Below are 22,150 nucleotides of genomic sequence, written 5' to 3'. Positions count from 1 at the left end.
AGGCGTTAGTGTGAGTGGTGATTGGAATTGCCACCGGCGTCCATGACGCTGCCGCTGGCGCTAACGTTGCCGGAAACGCTGATATCACCACTGAGGCTGGCACCACCTGAGCCGGACATCCCACTCTCGTAAGTGAGTTGCCCTTGCACCAGCAGTTTGCCAGCCACGGTCGTTTCCGGCGCATTAATAGTGACTCGCTGGGCATTAACCACTACGTCAGTGCCGCTGCTAATCGCAATATGCTGCACGCCGCCGTTGATCGTTAGCGTATGCGTTCGACGGTCGTATTCAATATGCGCACCGTCGGCGAACGTCACCGCCCGTTTGTCCTTATCCGACAGCATTGGTACATCGGCAGCGGAATAAATTGCTCCCAGCACCAAGCCGTCCTCGCCGTTATCGTCTAACAGGACTTCGACCTGTTCACCAATATCCGGCAACCAATAATCCTTGTTATTCTGCGTATTGCGCTGTAACACGGGCAACCAGGCTGTGCGCAGGTTGTCACACTCAGGTAGACGAACGCGTACCATAACGCGAACCTCGTCCACCGCGCTTATCGTGCCAATTCGACGAGATAAACTCATGCTACTTTCTCCTTGTTGCTATTGACCTTCCTCACCATCGCGTTGCCATCCGGGTGGTACGTCACCAGCGTTTTCCCGCTGTCCGACTTTCGCTTACCTGCCGTGACCGGCCCGCGTGTCAACTCAATCTCCGTGGTGTAACCACTGCCACGTTCCAGAACATGGCGGGCCGAATTAATCAACCAGTGGCCGGAAAGCTGGCCGAACGCCACCAGCTCAATTTTATTACCCGCCGCCAACTGCGGGCTACCCATCAGCGTCATCGACCCTGCTTGCTGCTTTTCGTTGTGTGCATCCAACGCAGCATCCGTTTTCATCCTCGCGCCGGAGGCATCCGCCGCACGCGAGTTAACTTTTAACGTGTCTGCACTGGTCGCCGCACCAGCAGATTTCATTTCGTTTTTCACACCACCGTTGGCTTCACAAACCATCAGTTTTTTTTCACTCCCTTTCTGATACTTCGTCTTGGCGTTTTTGTAGACATGGCTGATCGTGTCACGCAATGAAAAACGCGCAACATCCGTTGGCTTGATTTGCCGAACAGGTTCCTGACTACGTAACGTCGCCAAATGTGAAAAAATCAGTTGGTCACTAACGACTTTCACGGCATAGCCATATTCGCTGGCGAGCCGCTTTAGAAACGCGACATCGGTTTCCGCATATTGCGTCACGCGATCGATTTTGATGCTCTGAATCGTCCCCGCCAGCGTGAGTTGATGCTTTTTCGCGATGCGCATCGCAATCGCGGCTAGCGTCGTATCTTCAAAACCGCGGTTTGACTTGGTCCGTAATGCGCGGTTGACCGATGTCGCTACGCCGCGGATCGTCACCTCACTGGGTGGTGCGCTGACCTCAATTTCATCAATCGAAAAAGTGCCGCAGTTAAACAACGTTTCACCGCGATAGCCCAGCTTGAGCGACAACGTATCGCCCGTCCCGGGATACCACTTATCCAGCCAACGTCCATCGGTATCATCGAGGCGAACCTCAATCGCATCCGATTCATTCTTGATGCTGTCGGTATAAGTCACGCTGGTAACATACGGTGCAATATCATTGGTGATGTCTTTTTGCTGATACCACAGGGTGAACACTGGTTGCAGGACCTCCGACACGCCGGGAGAGAATGATTCTTCAGTTAACGTAGCCATGGTGGGGTGTCCTCCGTCTTACTAGCCTCAGCCTGCTCAATGATAGGAATCAGCACAACCAAGCCCGATGGTAACAGCGGCACGATGGGTACATGTGGGTTAGCGGCAATAATACGTGGATAGCCCAGTGGATCGCCGTAATACAGATGGGATAAGGTGTCCCACCGTTCACCCTGTGTGGTGATATGTTCGAGATACATCACTTAACCCTCTTGATGATTTCAGCGGTCAGCTTGCTCAACGCAGGTTCGGCTTTTTTAAACGTGTCACTGACAGCATCAACCTGCTTACTAATGGCTTCCAACGTATCGATGAGGTTTTTGCTGTTGGCGCTCTGTAGCAGACTGGCAATTTGCTTGACCTGTTTTAGCGTGTCATTCGCCGCTTTATTGACCGCTGTAATTTCAGGCATCATCTTCTCTGCCTGAACCGCCGCTTCAGAAATAGTTTTCGCCACTTCTTTAAACGCTGGTTCCACCTCACTTAACGGGGTCAACACATTCCCTACCTGCGTTAGCAATCCAGGAATTTGCAAGAGCGCGGTTTCAGGATTTTTCTTCATCCGTTTTACAATCTGAACGGTAGTTTTTACCGCTTTAAAAGCTGATTGCGCCTTCTTGGCATACGTGACGGCCGTGCGCAGCGACGTCGCAAAGTCGCCGACTTTCTCGACCACCTTGCTGATTGCGCTGACATTGGGAACTGGGGTCTTTATCGCAGGGGGTTTGAGCGGATTCTTCGGATCGCCAATATATTCTCGCAGCGTCAACTCAGCATCCATAGCCAAGACATTACCCTTCGAATCGGTATGCTGGCTGGTCGAGGTGAGTGCAGTAATCACAAACCAGCCGCGATAATCACCACTACCGAAGACCAAAGCCATCGCCTGATGTGCCCGCATCGCCTCATTCAAGCGCTTCAGCTCCACATCAGGCGTGCAATACTGCTGGTGAAACGCCAGGCTAATACGAATCTCATCCAGCTTCGCACCGATAAATTGCAAACCGGGTTTACCTTCAATACGGCTATGCTCGGCATAATCTGTACCGAACGACGCATCAAAACCGTCCCAATAAGCGATCACGTTAAATTCAATATTTCCTAATACCGCAAACATCAGGCATACCCCCTGCGCTCGCGTTGGGCGAGCAACTTGTTCAACATATTTTCCAGTTCATTCATACTGAGCGTCAGCGTCTTCGTCATTTCAGGCGTTGGCACAGCCTTCTGACCGCTGAGGTAAATGGTGGGTGAGAAAGCAACCTGAACACGTTCGGAAGGATTTGCGCTGGCAGACTTGCTCTTCGTTCCGCCGACAGGTGGTGTCAGTGAGACACGCTGTTGCGGGGTGGGCATTGTGTCCTCATTCTTAGGTAATTCAACAGGATGTGTCGGTGGTAGTAATAATGCAGATACCGAGGTTGGGGTTAAAACGGCTGCCGCCTGATTACTATTAGCGATGAGTTTTTCACTGGGGCCAAACCCAAAGAAATTTTTGACGCCATCAGGAATAGTGTTACTGACGGTTTCCATCGCCATATTGGATAAATTGCCGATTTTTGCTCCGACCATGCCCAAGAAATCAACAATTTGGTCGAAATATTTATAAACCAAAACAAATACCCCAATGATCGCGGCAACTGCCGCAACCACCCACCCAACAGGCGTCGTCAGCAGCATAATCCCCAGAGACAAGACTGCTCGGCCAGCTACCATCAAGCCACTACGTAATACACCACCAAGCATGCGTCCTAATATTCCGGTGCCACCAACCAGCCATTTCAGCGCCGCACCAATGCCCTGTAAGAAACCCGTCGTTCTTAACCCTGCGCTGAACAATTGCCAGCCAAGTTTAATCTGTAAAATACCGCCCCAAAGTTTCTGCAACGCGGATAGCAGCGAGGTAATTCCTTGCTTCGCACCAATAACCGCCTTTCCAAATATAAAAAAGCCGGCAACCGTCATCACAATACCGCGCACTAACTCAGGGTTCGCCGCCGTCCAGTTAACCAACTGGTCCAAAATGGGGATCAGCGCATCACTTAGGGAAACCAGCACTGGCGTTAGCGCCTCACCCACGTTAAGCGCAATATTCAGCAATGATGTCGTCATTCGATTCCAGCGCGCGGCCAATGTGTCATTTTGTCGGGCAAAGTCGCTACCCAGCGTTTGCGTAGCGGCCGGACTGCTCATCACCTGCTGGTTAGATTGATAGCTCTGCCAGTTCTGCCTCATCGACAGCGCATGATTTACGGCTTCTGGCGTGCGAAACACCTCCTGTAATCCGTAACGCTGCATTAAACGTTGCTGCGCATCCACATTGCCCGCGACCTGGGCCCACAGTTGCTGGAATTGACTGCCTTTACTGTCGATAAGCTGATTACCGATCAAAACCGCAGCGTCGTACTGCGAATATCCGTCTTTCATGTAGCTTTTCAGCGACGCGTTATAATTCACACCTGCGCTACGGTAGCTGTCGGCAATGTCTGTTCGCCCTACTGCATGCATAAAGCTACCCAGTTGCGCTGCCGCATTTGCTTCCGTATCCGTGCCCTTCGTGGCACTAAGACTGGAAACCAGTTGGCTCAATGCCTGATCACCCGTCGCGCCCATCGCCGTAAATCCCGGAGCCAGCGCGGGGACATATTGCGCCATCGACGCCATGGAGAAACCCTGTTTAGTGCCTGCCAGCATCCGGGAGAAGGATTCCTCCAATGTCTTCGCCCCTTTCAGGTTAAACACATCATCCAGCGTGGTTGCGAGTTCAGTAAGATCGGACAGTGTAGTGCCGGAGGCAGTCGAGGTTTTCCCCAGCACCGTCGCAACATCCGTTGCCTGATCCAGAGACATCCCGCTATCAAGCAGTTGTCCAGCACTACTTAACAACGCATCCGGCGTTTGGTTCACCCACTGTGAAGATTGACGTAGGCGCTGCCCCATCATCTTTTCCTGCTCACTCGACATCGCATGTGAAACACTGATGTCGCGCAATTGCGCCTCAAATGACGCATAGCGCGTGACCGACTCCACGATGGGCGCCATCACCGAGCTAAATGTCTCCTTTATTTCCAGGCGGTTTTCAGTCTGTTCGGCACGACTTTCGTGTAGCGTTTCCTGACGCAACTGACTGTGAGCCAAACGTTCTTGATTGATTTCCAGTTCACGGATCGACTGGTTTAGTTGAAACACGATTTGTACGCTGATAGCACCAAAGCGCTCCAGCGACTGATTAAACTGCCGCTGCCGCTCCTGCACTTGTTTGAGGCTATCGCTCAGTGACAGCAGCGATTTTTTTGTGTCATCCAGCGTGGTGCCAAACGCCCTGCCCAGCATGACTCCGTTTAAAAGCATATCCACGGTTCACTCTCATTCAGAAAAGCCCCTCGCGGGGCGGATCGGAGACGACGGCTTGCGCCGTTCCAGTTTGGTTTTCTCATCACAAATAAGGAAAAAAGCGAGGAAAAGAACGGGCGATAAGCGGGAGAAGGAGACAGGTGGTGAGGAACAAAACGGCCAGCGTCCTGTCGCTGGCCGGGTCATGGTGAATGGTGGCCTAATGACTCCTGTCAATAATCAGTCTTCCTCACCGTTCTCACGTTTTATCTGTTCGCTGGCCTCATCCAGCCAATGTTCAAAATCGTCCAGTTCCAGCGCATCAATCTCACTCGGCTGAAAGCGAAACCACCTCGCCAGCAGAGCTTGCGCTTTCCACAGCAGCGCTGGCTGCGTTATCCAACCCAAGTAGCTGTTGAAATCGTTTTTGCAGCGCCATGTAGTCCTGCGCATCCATCTCATCGATGTCTTCCGGCACCAGACCGGTCATGCGCGACAGCAGCGCATCATCCCAGTGGCTTGGATCATTGCTGATTTTTTTCACTGCTTTGATGTCTTTTACTTTCAAACGCTTGAGCGAAATGGACTCCACACATTGGCCAGCAGAGGTGGTATAAGGGAATTGCAGAGAATAAGTTTCGGTGTGCATAACAGCTCCTTAGTAAATGTCGGGAGCAGTATCGCGTGTAGCGAGGAATAACGATTTTAAAGCGAATTAGAAAACGCAAATGGCAGGCATAAGAAAGGGGCTTTCGCCCCTTTCTTACCAACCGTTATCAATAACGACTGAATTAACCGCCGATATTGGCGCGGTAGCTGTTCAGTTGATCCACGCCGCCCACCATGAAGATGTTGGACATGTAATCCAGCTCCAGCAGGTCTTCACCGTTCATGACTTGCTTGATGTAGGTGCAGTTGAACGCGCTGCTGAAATCCGGGTTTTCGTGCTGTTTAAACGTTCCCAACGGATTCTTTTTGAACATGATGGTCATGTACGTTACCAGCGGCACTTCTTCGATACGGCCCTGAGAGCCGTAACGTTCCACGCTGGAGCGGCACTGCAACGCCAGCGATTGATACGGATTCGCCGCTGCCAGCATCGCTTCGCGGTAGAAGGAGTTCCATTTGATCTCGCCTTCCAGCTTGTCGAAACCCGCAGGCAGTTCGATCTTGCCAACCATACCCAGAGCCTTGTGCTCCTGCATGATCATAGAGACATCCGGCAGTTTGATTTCCTGCGCACGTCCCAGCAGGTTGGTACCGTTGATGTAGATGTTGGCGTTGGTAATACGGTTTACTTCAATTTTCCCGGCCATCAGTTAGTGCCCTCCAGCGTTACCAAGTATTCCGAAGTGATCTCCGTCTCAAAGGTCAGACGCTCAAGCGGCGGCGGCGGAGTGAATTTGTAGTTAAGCAGCAGGTGCCCTGCCGCCAGCTCGGTTTGCTCGTTACGAGCGGCATCGAACCAACATTTGAAGCCCAGCAGCGCGCCGTCACCGATCAGCTTGCGGCCGTAGGCGTTAACCGATTCCACCAGCGCATCGATCAACGCTTGATTGATCGGCATGTCGATGTACTGCTGGCTGAAGTAGCGGATAGATTCGTTAATCACATCACCAGTACGACGCACGTTTTCAAAGTTCTTCATATGCGTCACGGTTGGCCAGGCTGCGGTGCGGTTGCCCCACAGGCGCAGGCCGGAACCATAGCTGTTGAAAATGGTGCTGATGCCCTGCTCGTTCAGCAGATTCACTTCGCTCTGCGGATCGTCAATCATTGCGGACAACTGGCGCTCTACGCCGGTAATCCCTTTGATTTCCTGATTGGATGATGACCACCAGAAACCTTTCTCCAGATCGACTTTGGCACGCAGACCCGCGGCACGCGCCGACAGCGGCTCCAAACGTTCACTGTTGGTTTCCGCGTCGTACACTTTTACGTGTGGATAACACAGACGAGCACGTTCAGAGCTAGTGTTGAAATTGATCGTGCCTTCCGGGCCACGGCCACTCAGCGCCTGCGCAAAGGTGGTACCGATTGGCGCATCGATATAGGCAATCGCGCCCAGTTTGTCCGCCAGTGAGATCAGCTCGGTCGTTACGCTATTTTGCGTACAGAACACCGGAGAAATCAGAATTTTGGCAAAGAAGCCGTACAGGTTGTAGGTATCGTTCAGCAGCTTCATGCCGGTGCGTTTGCCCGCGGCGTTGATGCTGCCGATGATGTCGGCAGCGGTCACTTTCGTAATATCAGCAAAGTCATAAGACGCACTGACTACAGCCGCAACATCGATATTTTTACCCAGGTTTTTCAGTACGCCGGTTTGCGTATCCAACGTATAGTCCTGACCTTCAACAAACGGCTCGCCGCCTTCTGCAGCCGTCAGTATCAACTGAGTGATCACACGGTTCGCCAATTGCGCCGTACCGGTCACTTTATCAAACGTGACTTTCTCTGCATTCACTGAGGACTTATGTTTCGCCGGATCCAGCACGTTGATCACCAGTACGGTGCCTGCACCATGATCGTAAATCGCATCCAGCGCCTGCGGGATGGTATAACCGCCGAACTGGCTACCAAACTGCGCCGCGTCTTTTTCCGACAGACACAGTGTGACATCATTTACCGCTCCCTGCGGTGCCGTACCAATCAACCCAATTACCGCCGACTTGACGGTTTTTACCGGACGAGCACCGGTTTCAACTTCAATCGTTTCTACACCGTGTAAATAATTAGCGGCCAAGGGTCACCTCCGTTGCGCTATCAGCCAGATTCTGACTCGCGACAGGCAGCAAATAGCCCAGCGCGATCAGCGTTTTCACATACTCATGATCTGCTGGCAGTTCAGTCACCTGAGCGGGCCAAAGCAGAATTTCCTGACCATCTGCCAGCGTGACGCCGCTGGCGGGACCGGTGTAGCGGTATTTCATGCGTCTTTCTCCTCATAATTAACCGTGGTAAGCAGCGGACCATCCGCCTGCTCGCGGTCTTCGATAAAAAGGGTTTCTGTGGTGCAATCGATGGCGTAATGCCAACGACCTCCGGTGTAACCCACGTAGCGGTCACGTACTAACCGGATACCACGATGACAGTCAGACAGTCGGTATCCACCCAGCGCCTGACGAATGGTATCGAGCGTGGCAAGTACGCCATCTTCGCCATCCAGCTCCGGCAGCAGCACGGCAACCATCAGTTGGGGGCGCTGCGTCTGAACCGGAGAATCCACGTCTTCCGGCGCGGAAAACTCGGAGCCGCGATATCCCACCAGTACATCGCCAGGTGTCAGGTAGTCTGGCCCGATCAGAATGTTTTCTGGACAGGACGCGATCCGACGTGCGGGCAAGTACTGTTGGAGGCGGGCTATCACTGCATCGATAATTGGTTTGGTATTCATATCCGTTCACCCGCTGTGTTGGTCGTGGCCTGTTTTGATGGCGCTAGTATCCGGATAACGGTTGGCGGCGGCTTTTAATCTGTTTTAGAAAAAAACAGCGAGTTTTTTATTGATAAAAACGTCTAATCACATGAAATATAAAATTATTTAGATAAAAAAAACGCCAACACAACTGTGCTGGCGTAAAGGAAGATGAGGACACCGATAAAGAGGAAGTGCAGAAGAAAAACCAAACGTTACGGAATTACCGATCCCAGTATTTTTCCGGCCGGGCGATACCAACCATACAGTCAACCGCATATTCCACGACATCAACCCCAAGACGGGTGAGATTTGCCAGCCAGACGCCTCCTATCTCTTTGGTCAATACTGCCATCTTGCGATCGGCCAGATAATCCAGCGCCTGACGTAGCTCCGGCTCTGATGCATCGGCATACAGTCGCTGCATCACGGCTAGCAGGAACATTTCATTCGCAGTATAAGGACGCGTTTTATTTAATGCGATGAGCAAATGCCAGCGCATCGACTCCTGTCGGATACCCTGCGTATCAGCCATGATTGCCTCCCGAATACCGTTGCTGCACTAACTCCAGCTTGTTGTAAAGTGCATCCAGTTTGGCTTCAATTACCGTCTGACCACGGATGTAGTCCTCGCGGCGCACGTAAATCAGCGGTAAATCAGCACGAAACTCCAGAAATTCGCGCTCCAGTCGCGTCCACCCTTGCTCACTCTTTTGGCGAGCGCTTTCCAGTGCAGCAAAACGCTCGTTCAGTCGCTTTTCAATCTGGGTGAGTAAAATCCGCCCAGCGGCAAACAAGAAGCTCATGAACGACAGCAGCAGGCCAACCAACGACCAAAACTCCACTTCAATTTTCACGTGTTACCTCCCCTGTCTGTTGTAACGCTTCGATGTAATCCAGCAACGCATTAACCTGCGTACTTAATGCTTGATAGCGCTCTCCGTTGTCGCTGATGTTGGCGAGAATATCGCGCTGGGAGACGCCTGAAGGCTGTAATTCGGTGTCAGCGGTTGCGCCGAAACCGGACGCTGCGCCAGTGCGGCGGGTAGCGGCGGTAATGTCTGAGGCATCGTTGGCGGACAGACCGAACGCGGCGTTGTAGTACTGCACGAAGCCACGAGTAAACACGCACTGCATAGGCTGAACTTTGCCTTTCTCGTCAATATATTGCTGAGTAACATGGTCGATTTTCCGTTGCAGGGCAGCGTTATCCGCCGCCAGTTTTTGACGCGCTGTCACATAGCGCTGTTCGAGTTGATTCCCACGCTCTACCTGTTGCTGGTATTGCTCTGCCGCCGCACGTAATAGCTGATTCTGGGTTTCGGCCTGTTGCTGCTGGAGCAAATTGAACGCCGCCAATTGCTTAGCCAACACGGCGTCCCCCAGTGCTTGCGCCAACTGGTAGCCCTGATTACGGCCGGTCAGATAGACCGCAAGTAGCAGCACAACGGCAAGCAGGACAGCGACCACGCGCGGCGAGAAAAGGGATTTCAGGCTATTGAAAAACAGACTATTCCACACAAGTCGCCCTCCCCCAGCCCAGATAGCGTGGTGCCAACTGATGCAAGATACGATCGGGATAATGGCGGTTCTCGCGCCAGTTGGCGGCGCTGCGTCCAGCATTGACGGTTTCCACATGATCGAACCAGCGAAGTACATCCTTGTCGGCGATTTTCGCTCGTTGCTTATCACGCTGTAGCCAGCCAAGTCCGCCGTTGTAGGACGATAAGGTCATTGCCATGCGTTCACAGTCATTACTGGCACTGATTCGCGTCCACAGCCAGCGATCGTAGCCCGTCAGCGCACGGATAGCCCAAGCGGGGTTAAACGGCTGATTAGCGTGAAGTTCAGGAACAATACCGCTAAACCAGTTAGCGGTTGTCGGCATAAACTGCGCCAGCCCCTGCGCACCAACGGGCGAAACAGCCCGTGGATTCCAACCACTTTCCTGATGCAGTTGCGCCGCAAAATCCGCAATCGGGGCATTCATGCCCCAATCCAGCCGTGCGCTGCGGATCACATCGCTGCGGTACGCCTGCGCAGCACGGGGGACCGTGTCAGCACAGACCGTAGCGCTAAAAAACAGGGGACTAAGAAGCAGAGTGATAAGAAGATGTCTCATATCACAGCCCCATCGCTACGCCGATGCAAACGGCTGACACAATCAGCGCTCGTCGTAACATTGCAGCAGCAAATACAGTGTGGTGACCGTCCCGAACGGGAAAGCGTCCACGCGGTACAGGTTCATCACCTTGTTCGAGGAATAAACCGGGGCGAGCTTTAGGAAATAGTGAACGATCCAGCCAATAGCCTAATACGGCGGCGAGTGAGATAAGAGAGAGTTTATAGATGGTGACGGGAAGCTGTTGTGGTGAAATCAGCCCGATAACAGCAAAGAGAAAAGCCGATGTCACGATCCAGCCGGTAAGACGTGGTTTTTTGATTTTTTTCACGATAAAGCCTCCTGATAAGAATGGAGGCTATTATGCAAAATGAGGAGATTTGATGATTTTAAAGGAGTTTAAGTATGGCTACGGCGCAATATCCCACAGAATTGAACCATTTATATTCGCCATACATAGGCGTCAGGATCCACACCAAACTCGTGCTAATTTTACGTCCACGCGAAAATCATACTCCTTTATCGAGTATGATTTTTATCATCTGTTTTAGTTTCTCATGCCTTTATGAGTGTCTAAAGAATTCGTCGCTGGCTGAAACCAGGCTGCCAGTTCCAGAATATCTTTCTCGTTCAGCGTACCAGCCGTATAGCGCAGTAATAGCCATGCCTGAAGCCAACTGTATTTCGCTTCCGCCAGCTCTCGTCGGGCGTTATACCAATCTTGTTCGGCCAGCAGAATATCCAGATTAATGCGTTCACCGCCCGCGACACTCAATCGTGTGGCCTTGACAGCTTCTTGTGCCGATGAGGCCGTCATTTGCCAAGCGTTGATTTTCGCCGATCCGTTATTGTACAAATTGTAGTATTTTTTCAATTCTGCCAGCGTGGATTTGGTTTGATCGTCCAACTCTGCCTGACTTTGCTGATATTCTGCCGCCGCTTGCCGCATGGATGCCGAAACGGAACCACCGGAGTAAAGCGGGACATTCAGTTGCAAACCGACGCTCTGCGTGTCGTACTTCTGATTGTAGTTGTATTCACTTTCCGAACGACTATTGCGCGACGATGCCACCAGCGACAACGTAGGTAAATGACCAGCGCGACTGCGTTCGATTTCATAACGGCTGACCGCCAACCCTTCTCGCTGCATCGCCAGTTTGGCGTTGTGCTGCACAGCAAGATCGCGCCACTGCGCCAGCGTCTGCTTGGCTGATTCCGTAGACGGCAGTTGCGTGAGCGTTAGAGGATATAGCGCCGTGATATCAAGCGTCGTACCCGTCATATTCTCCAGATCGACGATCGCAGAATCCAGATTATCCCGCTGTTCAATGCGCTGCGCTTCAGTCAGCGTAAAACGCGCTTCCGTTTCCCGCACATCCGTTAGCGTGCCTTCGCCTGCCAGCAGTAGACGTTTATTCAGCGTCAACTGTTCCTGATAGGCTCGCTGCTGCGCATCCAACAGTTGTAGTTTTTCCTGCGCCAACAGCGCACTACTCCAGGCCTTGTATAGCCGCACCATGAGATCCTGACTACGATCGCGAAAACGCTGATCGGCCATCAGTGTGCGGGCAACGCCCTGTTGATAACGCGCCCAGGCCGCATAATCCAGCAGCGGTTGACGCAGCGATAGCGTCGACGTGTAACTGTTGTAATCACGTTTTAGCGTGTTATTGTTGAAATTATCCGTTTGGGTGACGGTAGAATGGCTACGATTAGCGCTATAGCCATATTGGAGGTTGGGGAGCAGGTTAGCACGTCCGATCGTCTCCTCTTCCTGACCTGCGGCGTGCTCAAACCCCGCAGCACGAAACTGTGCGTCATTGCGCAGCGCCAACTCCCAGGCATCAAGTAACCCTAATGCGTTAGCACCCGAAGAAAGCAGGCCCAACAGCACAACTATCGCGATCCTTTGCATGATTACTCTTCCGTTAATGCCAGATGCAGGCGATCCATTAAAGGCTTAAAGAGATAATTGACGAACGACCGCTCTCCGGTACGGATGAATCCTTGTACCGGCATACCGGGCTTAATCTCCAACCCTTCCAGCGCACGTTTCCCTTCATCATCCACCACCACTCGCAGGCTGTAATAGGGAGAACCGTCCCGCTCATCAAGCAGACGATCGGCGGACAGCAGTTCGACGGTTCCCGCCACGCGCGGCGTGGTGCTTTGATTAAACGCCACAAACTGAAGCTCAACGGGTAGCCCCGGCCAGACTTTATCGACTAACTCAACGGGAAGATGCGCATCCACCCGCAAAGGCTGGTCGTCCGGTACGATCTCCAGAAGCGTCTGCCCCGGCGCAATCACACCGCCTTCCGTAAACACTTTCAACCCGACCACCGTACCGGACACGGGCGCACGCATCTGTATATTCGCCAGATTGAAATCGGCTTTCTCTTTCTTACTGCCTACGTCACTCAACAACGCCTGTGCCTCTGCCAGTTCGCTATTTACCTCTTTGTCGTACTCCTGCTGACGCTGGGCGATCAACAGCGTTTGCTGTTCAATATCATGACGGGTGCGGTTAATATCTCCCGCCAGTTGCGCGATATCACCGTTAAGCTGCGCCAGCAGACGCTCATTCTCCAGCATTTTATTGCGCGGTACGTAGTTCTCTGCTGCCAGTGAACGTAACCCTTCCAACTGTTGTTCCAGCGTCCCGCGCTGTTTCTGCTTACTGGACATCACCTGACGTTGGGCGCTGAGCGACGCCTCCATGCCCGCGATACTGGTACGCATCCCCTCCGCTTCAAGCTTGAGCGACTGCTGACGACTGCGCAATAAATCGCGCTGCAATGCCGTAATTACACTCACCTCCGGCCTTTCCAGTATCGGTTGCAAGCGTGGCGTTATCACTATGTCATCCAGGCGCTGCTGCTCGGCAAGCAGTCGGCCTTCACGCGCGACCAACTGTAAATACTGACCATCCAACCCTTCACTCGCCGAACGCGCATCAACCTCATTGAGCGTTAATAGGATCTGTCCAGCCTCAACCCTGTCGCCGTCTTTCACCTGAATTTTATCGACGATACCGCCCTGATTGTGCTGTACAACCTTGCGGTTACCAGAAATCACGACGCTGCCATTCACCATGACGCCCTTATCCAACGGAGCAAACAGCGCCCACAGGAGAAAACCGCCGAACCCGGCAAGCACCAGTAGCCACCCCAGACGTACCGCACGTTTTTCATCGCGCTGCGCCCTCTGGTTCATATTCTCTTCGCTTAATTCAAATGCGGACATGTCTTTCCCTGTTTTCTCTCATTCCCTGTTACTGCTGGACAGCGGTAGAAGGTGTCATTTGCGCCTGGTTGGCGGCGCGGCGCGACTGCAATTCGCTCAAAATGTCGCGTGCAGGCCCAAAACGCTGTTGCCTGCCTTGATTGAGAACCAAGATCTTATGCGCCAGTGTGGTTAATGCCGGACGATGGGTAATCAATACCACCGTCGCCCGCCGCTTCTGAAGATGGGTAATCGCCTGCGCCAGCGCAAGTTCCCCTTCGCTGTCGAGGCTGGAATTTGGCTCATCAAGTACCAGTAGGCAGGGGTCACCATACACCGCACGCGCCAGAGCGATACGCTGCCGCTGCCCGCCCGACAGCCCGTTGCCGTCAGCCCCAAGAGGGGTGTCATATCCCTGCGGCTGACTAAGGATCATGTCGTGAACACCAGCCAGCTTCGCCGCCGCGACAATCTTTTCTGCGTCATGCTCGCCAAAGCGGGAAATATTTTCCGCTAACGTTCCTTTAAACAGTTGCACATCCTGTGGCAGGTAACCCATTGCCGGACCAAACGCTGCTTTATCCACCTGACTGAGATCGGCGCCATCCAATCGAACCTTGCCACGCGTTGGCGTTTGCGTCGCGACCAGCAGACGTGCCAGTGTTGATTTACCCGAGCCAGATGCGCCCAAAATTGCTAGCGTTTCCCCCGCCTGAAGAGAGAAATGGATGTCCTGCAATCGTGATGCCCCTTGCAGAGTCTGCAATAACACGTTTTCGACGCTAAGCTGCCCCACTGGCGCAGGCAACGCCATTGTCTCGGTTCTGGGCGGATAAGCGGTCATAATTCGATTCAGTCGATACCATGCTTGTCGCGCACTGCTCAGCGGTTTCCAAATACCGATAAGCTGATCGATAGGGCTTAGCACTCGCCCGACAAGAATTGACCCCGCGATCATCATCCCCGGCGTGATTTCGCCCTTAATTGCCAACAGCGCCCCCACACCAAGCATCAGCGATTGCAGAAAAATACGAGAATGTTTTGACGCCGCCCCGACAACCGCAGCCCGTTCACTGGCCAAATTTTGCAGCGTAATGAAGCGATAGTGTTGCCCCAGCCAACGGCGACGTAAATTAGGCAACATGCCCATCGATTCAATCACCTCGGCATTACGCAGTTGCGTATCCGCAAGATGGGTCGCCTGCAGTGCCTCGTGGCTAGCCTTTTCTAATGTCGACGTGGTGAGATACTGATTCAGCCAGGCCAGCAGCACCAGCACCACCGTTCCCCCCAACGCCAGCAGGCCGAGAACCGGATGGATCAGGAACAGCACCAATAAAAAGAAGGGAAACCAGGGAATATCGAAGAAGGCAAACAGTGAATTGCCCGTAATAAACTGCCGCAGTTGCGTGAGATCGTTCAGCGCCTGCCCCGCTTTTGCCTCGCCAGCTTCCAGATTGCGCTCGAATGCGGCGTTAAATACCTGCTGATTCAATTGCAGATCGATTCGTGTACCGAGTCGGACGACAACCAGACTCCGCACCCATTCAAGCGCCGCCATAAATATTCCCAACCCGGCAATCAGCAAGGTCAGCATCAGCAACGTCGTGCCATTCCCCGAGGCCAGTACACGATCGTAAACCTGAAGCATATAAAGAGAAGGCGACAGCATCAGGATATTAACGATAGCGCTAAAAATCCCAATACTCCAGAAGCTGCGCCGGAAAGGACGCAGTATACTCAACAACGAACGTTCCTTATCTGCTAGTTGACTCACTGCGTTTGTCTCTCCTGTCAGGGCTGTTTGTGCATGGTGCGTGTACCGCCATCAGGCAATATTAGCGTATAGCCCTCTTTTTCCTTGCTAAAGAACGCCACTGTCTGACCTTGCGCTTTCGTCAGCGTGATACCGTCCGGCGTCGGCCTCCATCCTGCTGGCACCTCGGATAACAGCGCTTTTAAACATTGGGCATCACCGTCAAGACGCCAGGTGCTGTCCACTAACGGCGTATTATGCAGCACAACCTCACACTGCAGCTCCCCGCCACGCAATTGCCATACGCCGCTTAGCTCATTTGCTGAAGGCAATTTCAGACTACTTGCCATACATCCTCCGCCTATTGCACTTAACAGCGCCGCGATGATTAACTTTTTCATAGAGGCCCCAGGTTGATAACAGAAAAGGACGGGTTGCCCCGTCCTCGCTATATCACACGATAAAATCGGTTGCCACGGATGGTCGACCGACAATTTCCACCAAAAAGTCTACCGTACTCTGGCCTTCAAAATGCAACCACAGGTTGCTGATATTGCTGCTGGCATCCCAGTCAAGGATCGCCTCAGTGCCTTTCCCACTGAAAGACCCTTCGACAAAACGCAAATCTTTATTTGGATTCAGCGCTGACAGGTCGATCTTGTCTATACCACGTTGGAAATCCGTGATGGTGTCATAACCTGAGGTATAGGAAGAATCGCTCGCGCTGGCATAGACAAAAATATCTTTGCCCGCACCGCCGGTCAGTATATCTGCACCGCCGCCACCGTAAATGACGTCATTACCCGCGCCACCCTGCAAAATATTATTCGCATCGTTACCGATGATAATATCGTTGCCGGAACCGCCAATGGCGTTTTCGATGGTAACACCGTGGGCAATGGAAACGTTACCTTTCAGGCCGCCAACATCAGAGAACCCACCTTCAGTAAGGTTGATACGCTGATCGTCTCGGTAACCCGAGAAATCAAACGTATCATTACCACCCGCATCCCAAACGGAGAAGATCAGCTTATCGCTGTTACTATGCGCTGAGTAGAAATCACGATCGGCGTTAGAGTTGAAACCGTATACCGTGTCACCGGTACGCGTGTTCATATTTGCACCGTAAAGATATTGGATCGCCGTGATGTCATCAATCAGCGGGCCTGCGGCATAGTGCCACTGGAAATCACCTCCGGTGTTCTGCTCACTCCAGTAGCTCATCAGGCTGAACTGGCGTGTATCTTCCGCATAGGTCACATCACGGTAGGTTGGGTCACCTTCACCCGCGTTGTAAGAACCAGGGTGATTCAGGCCCAGCGCATGACCGATTTCATGCGTCAGCGTCTGCTTACCGTATTCCGTCGTCGGGTCACGCACCGTCTCGGAGTTGTAGTTAAACCAGGCGCTGCCTGCGGCAGAGTGGTTACCCGGCATATAAGCGTAAGCCTGAGTACCGTAGTCCATTTTACCGCTTGAATCACGGGTGTAGTTACCAAACGTGATGGTGGCTTTTTGAGTGGGGCTAACCTCGGTGAACGTGAGGTTAGCGACATCTGACCACGATTGCAGAGACAGTTTGGCTTGATGTTCCTGGGCCGCGCTGAACTTCACAAAACCCTGATCGCCAGAAGGGATAGACTTCACGTTCTGTAAGAACGAATAGGTCAAATTAGCGGATTTACCAAATACGTTCGTTCCATTCCAGGTCAGGCCGTCACGGACAATTTCCTTCGCTGCCAGATCGCTGGTGAACGAGGGTTTGCCATTAAGCTGTCCTTCACCACGGGAATGGTAATTATACAGATCGTACACATCGCTATACCCCGTACCCGCGGCATGCAATGCAGGTACTGAGGTATCGTCATCTCGTAAAGCCATCTTTTCTTCTCCATAAGTCTGATCGGGATGATCAGAATCCTAAATCCCTTCATGCATGAGTCTTGCATTCGCCGCAAACTAATGCTCTCTTGGCGAGATACAACTAATCCAAAATTATTTATACACAAAAAAAATATAAATAAAAAAATTATCCCCATAAGGAAATAATTCAGAAAAGGTGCTAATTATTTTCGTTATTATAAAATGATAAATAATAAGGTGATGGTGACTATTTTTTATTATCAGTGTAGAGAGAGAAAGCAAAAGGCGTGAGCGTCAAACAGCACTCATCATTGAAAAGGAAGGAATTTTTATTAATTACATTCATTTTCATCATCGTACCTGTCCTTGGTTGATAAAACCGTGCTACGTAATGACATAAGTTGTCACCCGAATTAACGGCGTCCTTGCTGTTCCAAGACAAATCTAACAAATAAGAATAAAAAAATATAGCGCAAAATAGGGACTAATTACCCCCTTATTCGGCGGACGGATATACCCGTCATACTTCAAGTTACCTGTGCGTTGGCCGCGTTCAGTCGCCCGAATCACTTACCTGAGTAAGCTCATCGGGACTCCTTCGCTTGCCGCCTGCCTGAAACTCGAATTATTTAGGGTATAGAGGAATTTGTTATGGCATATCCCGCTGTTCAATCGGAAAAACGGGCAGTGCCGCCAGCAATTGTGCGCCATAGCCTTTGGTTAGCAGCCGCCTGTCGTAAATGACGATTTCACCAAAACAGTCATGGCTGCGGATAAGACGCCCAACTTGTTGGATAAGGTTAAACGACGCACTGGGTAAGCTTTGTACGATGAACGGATGTCGTTTGAGGCTTTTTAGCCATTCGCCTTCCGTTAAAATCACCGGGCTGTCGATAGGCGGAAACGCTATTTTATGGATATGCACCTGAGAAAGGAGATCCCCTTTCAGATCCAACCCTTCCGCAAACGACTGTAAGCCAATCAGCACGCTGGTTTGGCCTTCTTGTACCCGCTGACGATGTAGCTCGACCAGCCTGTAGCGCGGCTTATCTCCCTGCACCAGCAGCATCAGACGTAAATCGGTAACCTGCGTCAGAAAGAGCTGCATGGCACGCTGGCTGGCAAACAGCATCAGCATACCTTTATGCTTATCCTGCTGTAATTCTGCCCGGAAAAATTGCGCCATTTCAGCAATATGCTGCGCTTCAGATTCCATCAGCGGTTCATGACGCATCTTAGGGATCACCAAACGCCCCTGCTCACGGTGGTTGAACGGTGAATCCAGCGCAATAAACGTATCCCCTTCCTGCTCGCTCAGACCGGAAAGCTCCTGTATGCGCGCAAAACTGTTCAACGACCGCAGCGTTGCCGAGGTCACTACCACATGCGACACCTTGCCCCACAACAGCCTCTCAAGCTGATCGCAGACGCGGATCCCCGCGCAGTGCAGGTGAAGATGTGACTGGTTATCACGCATTTCACGCGTTATCCATTTGGAAACTGGCGCATTAGAGGATTTTTCCATCGCCGCCAGCCGCCACAGCTTGCTCATAGATTCCAGGTAACTCTGCTGGCGGCTCATTTTCAGCAATGCGTGATAGACCCGCACTACATCATGCTTGCCGGTTTTTTCGCTGAGATCGTTAAGCATGTACTCCACCAGCGCCCGCAGCGTGTCGGTCAGCTTGAACAATCGCACACAGAGTTCACGCATTTCATCGGGCATTTTTCCCATCGCAAAACGGTATTCGGTTTCCTGCCCGTCATGTGGCAAAAACAGCGCGCACATTTGCGAGAAAGACAGCACGCACTCGCGGATTTCCTCACAATGGCTGGTTAACCGTTCACTGTTAGCGAGCCGCGGTGGCGATTTAGGCGCGAATTGCGCCATACACTGCCCAACGAGCTGCACCAGTTGTTCCATTTGCGCCATCATATAGGCGGGATGAATATCGCCGGACATCTCCAGCGTATCGCGGGCAACGTCGGGAATGTGGTGTCCTTCATCGAGCACCAGCAGTAAATTTTTCGGGGGAGGAAGCACCGACTCACTTTCCATCGCCGCCATCACCAGCGCATGGTTAGTGACGACCACATCGGCCTGCTCGATCTCACGCCGCGCGATGAAGAAGGGACACTCGCGGTAGTAGTGACAGTTGTGCGCAAGGCAGTTTGCTTTGTCCGTACACAATTTCTGCCACAAGCTATCATCAATCGAATCCTGATAATGGTCACGCAACCCGTCCCAGGCGTGGCCTTGCAGCGCTTTTTCAAGCTTTACACAGATGCGTTCTTCTTCCTTACTGGCAGACACCCGTTCATCATCCAGAAAGAGCGGTAAATCCCCTTGCGCATCGGGATCGGTTGCCAGCATCGCCAGATTGCGCGGGCAAATATAACGACGACGGCCAAATGCGGCGGTAAATGTCAGTTCGGGAATAAATTTCTGCAACAACGGCAAATCTTTGCTGTAAATCTGATCCTGCAACGCCACATTCGCGGTACTGACCACCAGCGTTTTGTCCTCCGCACGCCCTACCGCAATCCCCGGAATAAGGTAAGAGAGCGTTTTCCCGACGCCGGTTGGTGCTTCAATAGCCAGATGGCGCGGGTAATCACCCGCCAGCGTTTTCGCCACTTCGGCAATCATCTGTCGCTGGGGAACGCGGGAAATAAAATCCGGGATTTGCTCTTGCAGGGCCTTATACCATTGACCAATCTGCAATTTTATTGCGGGGGACAGCGTCATGCATACTCTATATCTGTGTAATCTGGCCGTCATTGTCCCACAGACGCTCGGCGACGTCAGCCGATATCACATACATGATGATTCCGGCCTCGACAATCTTTCGTCCAGCGATTAGGGTAAGCTATTCTTTTTATCAAACACGTATTTTTATCAAACACGGTCTTTGTCGCGAGCGGTAAACGCGATCTTCGGTAAACCATAGCTTCGGTAAATTATGTCTTCGGTCCACACCATTAACCAATCGTACTGGTTTTCGCCACGATTACCACATGTTGAAAGCCGCACTACGCGCAACAGCAATCAAGCCTATAAAACACACAGCCATGCGCAATTCTCGATTGGGGCGATCGAATACGGTGAAACGCTTTGCCATTACCGCAACGAAACGCATCATTTACAGATTGGCGATCTGATCTTTATCGATCCCCAGCAGCCGCACAGTTGTAACCCGCTTCCAGGGAAAACGCGCAGCTACAGCATGCTTTATCTGGATGTTGAGTGGTGCCTCGGCCAGATCGCAACGCATTGTGGTTATCAGACGGATAGCTTACGTTGCAACTGTATTGTTCTGCGCGATCCGACGCTGTTTATGCGTTATCAGCACGTAGTTACCCTGCTGTATCAGGGTGAAATCACGTCGGCAGACAATCAGCTCAACGCGATGCTGGAGCCCATTTGGCGACAATATTGTCTACCTGAGCCGGCATTACCCCATCAGGCGTTACAAACCACGACACAGCACGTCCGCGAGCGTCTGCTGAATAATTTGCAAGAATCCCCTTCACTGGAAACGCTGGCGGATGAGCTGAATCTACGACGCGAAACCATCGTGCGACAGTTTCGTCACGATACCGGCATTACACCGATGGCATTCCTTAATAATGCGCGTATTGAGTATGCCAAATCGCTGATCAAACAAGGTACGCCGCTGGTGGATACCAGCTATCAAAGCGGCTTCTGCGATCAAAGCCATTTCCACAAAACGTTTGTGCAATACACCGCAGCAACACCGGGTCAGTACGCGCGATCAATATTTGACAATAAATAGCCGAACACCTTGTCTAGACTGGCTTCGATTACTTATCGAGGTCAGAAATATGATGTTTATCAATTCCCTTTTCTCCGCCGATTCCCTCTTTCCCGCCCATTTTCCTGCGCTGGCGCTGGCACATTTTGTGGCGCTACTGAGCCCAGGCCCAGACTTCTTTTTGCTGACGGCCTACGCCATTCGCTACCGATTGCGCGGCAGTGCGGGAATCTGTCTGGGTATCGCGTTGGGCAATGGCATTTATATCCTGCTGGCGGCAATCGGTTGGGCAGGCATTCAACATTCGCCCACGCTGTTTAGCCTCATAGAATTAGCCGGAGCGGCTTACCTGATCTGGATTGGCTACCAGTTACTAAAAAGCCGCTCTGTCCCGTCCTTTCAGGCGGAACCGTCGTCCAACCGTTGCCCAACGCTGCGTAAACAAATTTTGTTGGGGCTCGGTTCTGCGCTGTTGAATCCGAAGAATATGCTGTTCTACATCAGCCTGATGACCAGCATTCTTGGACAAAATGTGACGCCTTCTCAGCACGTTGTGAGCGGTAGTTGGATGTTTTCTGTGGTTCTGGTATGGGATCTGCTCATCGCGGCGCTGATAGCAAGTCCGCGAGTTCAGCAGCGTTTAACGCGCTGGATTAATCCGATTGAACGCGGTGCTGGCGTCATTTTACTGTTTTTCGGCCTGCTGCTTTTATTTTGGTAATAAGGTGTATTTAAAAAACACGGAGCGTTTCGGCCTTGTTTCATGGGCGGAAGGCATTATAATTCGAGGCAATTAACAAAAGGATAACCTGATGACTCTTCAAAAAATCGGCATTATCGGTCTCTTTGCCTTTCTCGCCTTAGGTGGTATGTCCGGCATGATGCTGGTGGGTTACATTATTATCGAGCACGCGGGCTGAGG

General features: G+C 52.0%; 25 protein-coding genes. 3 read left to right on the top strand and 22 right to left on the bottom strand.

Annotation, left to right across the window (positions count from 1 at the left end):
- Positions 1 to 5 precede the first annotated feature (5 nt).
- The 22 genes from A7983_RS16385 to dinG form a co-directional block, all read right to left on the bottom strand.
- On the bottom strand, positions 6 to 587 hold the full coding sequence (locus A7983_RS16385) for a phage baseplate assembly protein V (RefSeq protein WP_005972704.1): 582 nt from the start codon (positions 585 to 587) through the stop codon (positions 6 to 8).
- Complete coding sequence (locus A7983_RS16380; RefSeq protein WP_005972706.1) at positions 584 to 1,738, bottom strand: phage late control D family protein; 1,155 nt, start codon at positions 1,736 to 1,738, stop codon at positions 584 to 586. The genes A7983_RS16385 and A7983_RS16380 overlap by 4 nt, the downstream gene beginning before the upstream one ends.
- Positions 1,726 to 1,938 carry a tail protein X gene (locus A7983_RS16375; protein WP_005972707.1) on the bottom strand — a complete coding sequence of 71 codons (213 nt, stop codon included), beginning with the start codon at positions 1,936 to 1,938 and terminating at the stop codon, positions 1,726 to 1,728. Before A7983_RS16375 ends, A7983_RS16380 begins: the two co-directional genes overlap by 13 nt.
- On the bottom strand, positions 1,938 to 2,855 hold the full coding sequence (locus tag A7983_RS16370; protein ID WP_005972708.1) for a phage tail protein: 918 nt from the start codon (positions 2,853 to 2,855) through the stop codon (positions 1,938 to 1,940). The genes A7983_RS16375 and A7983_RS16370 overlap by 1 nt, the downstream gene beginning before the upstream one ends.
- Positions 2,855 to 5,089 (bottom strand): phage tail tape measure protein, encoded by a 2,235-nt coding sequence (locus A7983_RS16365; RefSeq protein WP_005972710.1) that lies wholly within the window; start codon positions 5,087 to 5,089, stop codon positions 2,855 to 2,857. The genes A7983_RS16370 and A7983_RS16365 overlap by 1 nt, the downstream gene beginning before the upstream one ends.
- Before the next feature lie 222 nt (positions 5,090 to 5,311).
- Positions 5,312 to 5,455, bottom strand: coding sequence for a GpE family phage tail protein (locus A7983_RS24760; protein WP_086002476.1), 144 nt, complete (start codon positions 5,453 to 5,455; stop codon positions 5,312 to 5,314).
- Positions 5,400 to 5,720 (bottom strand): phage tail assembly protein, encoded by a 321-nt coding sequence (locus A7983_RS16360; protein ID WP_005972711.1) that lies wholly within the window; start codon positions 5,718 to 5,720, stop codon positions 5,400 to 5,402. The genes A7983_RS24760 and A7983_RS16360 overlap by 56 nt, the downstream gene beginning before the upstream one ends.
- A gap of 142 nt (positions 5,721 to 5,862) precedes the next feature.
- Positions 5,863 to 6,387, bottom strand: coding sequence for a phage major tail tube protein (locus tag A7983_RS16355; protein ID WP_005972713.1), 525 nt, complete (start codon positions 6,385 to 6,387; stop codon positions 5,863 to 5,865).
- The gene (locus A7983_RS16350) at positions 6,387 to 7,814 is read right to left on the bottom strand and encodes a phage tail sheath subtilisin-like domain-containing protein (RefSeq protein WP_005972716.1); all 1,428 of its coding nucleotides are present in this window, start codon (positions 7,812 to 7,814) and stop codon (positions 6,387 to 6,389) included. The genes A7983_RS16355 and A7983_RS16350 overlap by 1 nt, the downstream gene beginning before the upstream one ends.
- Positions 7,804 to 8,001, bottom strand: a complete 198-nt coding sequence (locus A7983_RS16345; RefSeq protein WP_005972718.1) for a hypothetical protein — start codon at positions 7,999 to 8,001, stop codon at positions 7,804 to 7,806. The genes A7983_RS16350 and A7983_RS16345 overlap by 11 nt, the downstream gene beginning before the upstream one ends.
- Positions 7,998 to 8,465, bottom strand: coding sequence for a Gp37 family protein (locus A7983_RS16340; protein WP_005972720.1), 468 nt, complete (start codon positions 8,463 to 8,465; stop codon positions 7,998 to 8,000). The genes A7983_RS16345 and A7983_RS16340 overlap by 4 nt, the downstream gene beginning before the upstream one ends.
- 244 nt (positions 8,466 to 8,709) lie before the next feature.
- Positions 8,710 to 9,021 (bottom strand): hypothetical protein, encoded by a 312-nt coding sequence (locus A7983_RS16335; RefSeq protein ID WP_005972723.1) that lies wholly within the window; start codon positions 9,019 to 9,021, stop codon positions 8,710 to 8,712.
- Positions 9,014 to 9,343: a hypothetical protein gene (locus tag A7983_RS16330; protein ID WP_005972725.1), complete on the bottom strand. Its 330-nt coding sequence runs from the start codon at positions 9,341 to 9,343 to the stop codon at positions 9,014 to 9,016. The genes A7983_RS16335 and A7983_RS16330 overlap by 8 nt, the downstream gene beginning before the upstream one ends.
- A complete protein-coding gene (locus A7983_RS16325; protein ID WP_005972727.1) occupies positions 9,333 to 10,007 on the bottom strand; it encodes a hypothetical protein in 675 nt (224 codons plus the stop codon). The genes A7983_RS16330 and A7983_RS16325 overlap by 11 nt, the downstream gene beginning before the upstream one ends.
- Positions 9,997 to 10,608 carry a transglycosylase SLT domain-containing protein gene (locus tag A7983_RS16320; RefSeq protein WP_005972729.1) on the bottom strand — a complete coding sequence of 204 codons (612 nt, stop codon included), beginning with the start codon at positions 10,606 to 10,608 and terminating at the stop codon, positions 9,997 to 9,999. The genes A7983_RS16325 and A7983_RS16320 overlap by 11 nt, the downstream gene beginning before the upstream one ends.
- A gap of 1 nt (position 10,609) precedes the next feature.
- Entirely contained in the window at positions 10,610 to 10,939 is a 330-nt protein-coding gene (locus A7983_RS16315; protein WP_005972732.1) for a putative holin, read from the bottom strand.
- A gap of 216 nt (positions 10,940 to 11,155) precedes the next feature.
- Entirely contained in the window at positions 11,156 to 12,523 is a 1,368-nt protein-coding gene (locus A7983_RS16310) for a TolC family outer membrane protein (RefSeq protein ID WP_005972736.1), read from the bottom strand.
- Between the two features lie 2 nt (positions 12,524 to 12,525).
- Positions 12,526 to 13,854, bottom strand: coding sequence for an HlyD family type I secretion periplasmic adaptor subunit (locus A7983_RS16305; protein ID WP_005972738.1), 1,329 nt, complete (start codon positions 13,852 to 13,854; stop codon positions 12,526 to 12,528).
- 28 nt (positions 13,855 to 13,882) lie between these two features.
- The gene (locus tag A7983_RS16300; protein WP_005972740.1) at positions 13,883 to 15,610 is read right to left on the bottom strand and encodes a type I secretion system permease/ATPase; all 1,728 of its coding nucleotides are present in this window, start codon (positions 15,608 to 15,610) and stop codon (positions 13,883 to 13,885) included.
- A gap of 17 nt (positions 15,611 to 15,627) precedes the next feature.
- Positions 15,628 to 15,939: a protease inhibitor Inh/omp19 family protein gene (locus A7983_RS16295; protein ID WP_005972741.1), complete on the bottom strand. Its 312-nt coding sequence runs from the start codon at positions 15,937 to 15,939 to the stop codon at positions 15,628 to 15,630.
- A 103-nt stretch (positions 15,940 to 16,042) separates the two neighbouring features.
- The gene (locus A7983_RS16290) at positions 16,043 to 17,470 is read right to left on the bottom strand and encodes a serralysin family metalloprotease (RefSeq protein WP_005972743.1); all 1,428 of its coding nucleotides are present in this window, start codon (positions 17,468 to 17,470) and stop codon (positions 16,043 to 16,045) included.
- Positions 17,471 to 18,101: 631 nt separating this feature from the next.
- A complete protein-coding gene (gene dinG, locus A7983_RS16285; protein WP_005972747.1) occupies positions 18,102 to 20,201 on the bottom strand; it encodes an ATP-dependent DNA helicase DinG in 2,100 nt (699 codons plus the stop codon).
- 214 nt (positions 20,202 to 20,415) lie between these two features.
- Here dinG and A7983_RS16280 point away from each other — a divergent pair, with 214 nt between their 5' ends.
- The 3 genes from A7983_RS16280 to A7983_RS24940 all read left to right on the top strand — a co-directional run bounded on the left by A7983_RS16280 (position 20,416) and on the right by A7983_RS24940 (position 22,148).
- A complete protein-coding gene (locus A7983_RS16280) occupies positions 20,416 to 21,249 on the top strand; it encodes a helix-turn-helix domain-containing protein (RefSeq protein WP_005972749.1) in 834 nt (277 codons plus the stop codon).
- Positions 21,250 to 21,301: 52 nt separating this feature from the next.
- Positions 21,302 to 21,949, top strand: coding sequence for a LysE family translocator (locus A7983_RS16275; RefSeq protein WP_039477416.1), 648 nt, complete (start codon positions 21,302 to 21,304; stop codon positions 21,947 to 21,949).
- A 91-nt stretch (positions 21,950 to 22,040) separates the two neighbouring features.
- Positions 22,041 to 22,148 (top strand): hypothetical protein, encoded by a 108-nt coding sequence (locus A7983_RS24940; protein WP_005972753.1) that lies wholly within the window; start codon positions 22,041 to 22,043, stop codon positions 22,146 to 22,148.
- Positions 22,149 to 22,150 lie beyond the last annotated feature (2 nt).

The organism is Pectobacterium wasabiae CFBP 3304 (assembly GCF_001742185.1).
GTDB classification, from domain to species: Bacteria; Pseudomonadota; Gammaproteobacteria; order Enterobacterales; family Enterobacteriaceae; genus Pectobacterium; species Pectobacterium wasabiae.
The sequence above is the reverse complement of the archived record's forward strand: the minus strand, read 5'-3'. Positions and strand labels throughout refer to the sequence as shown.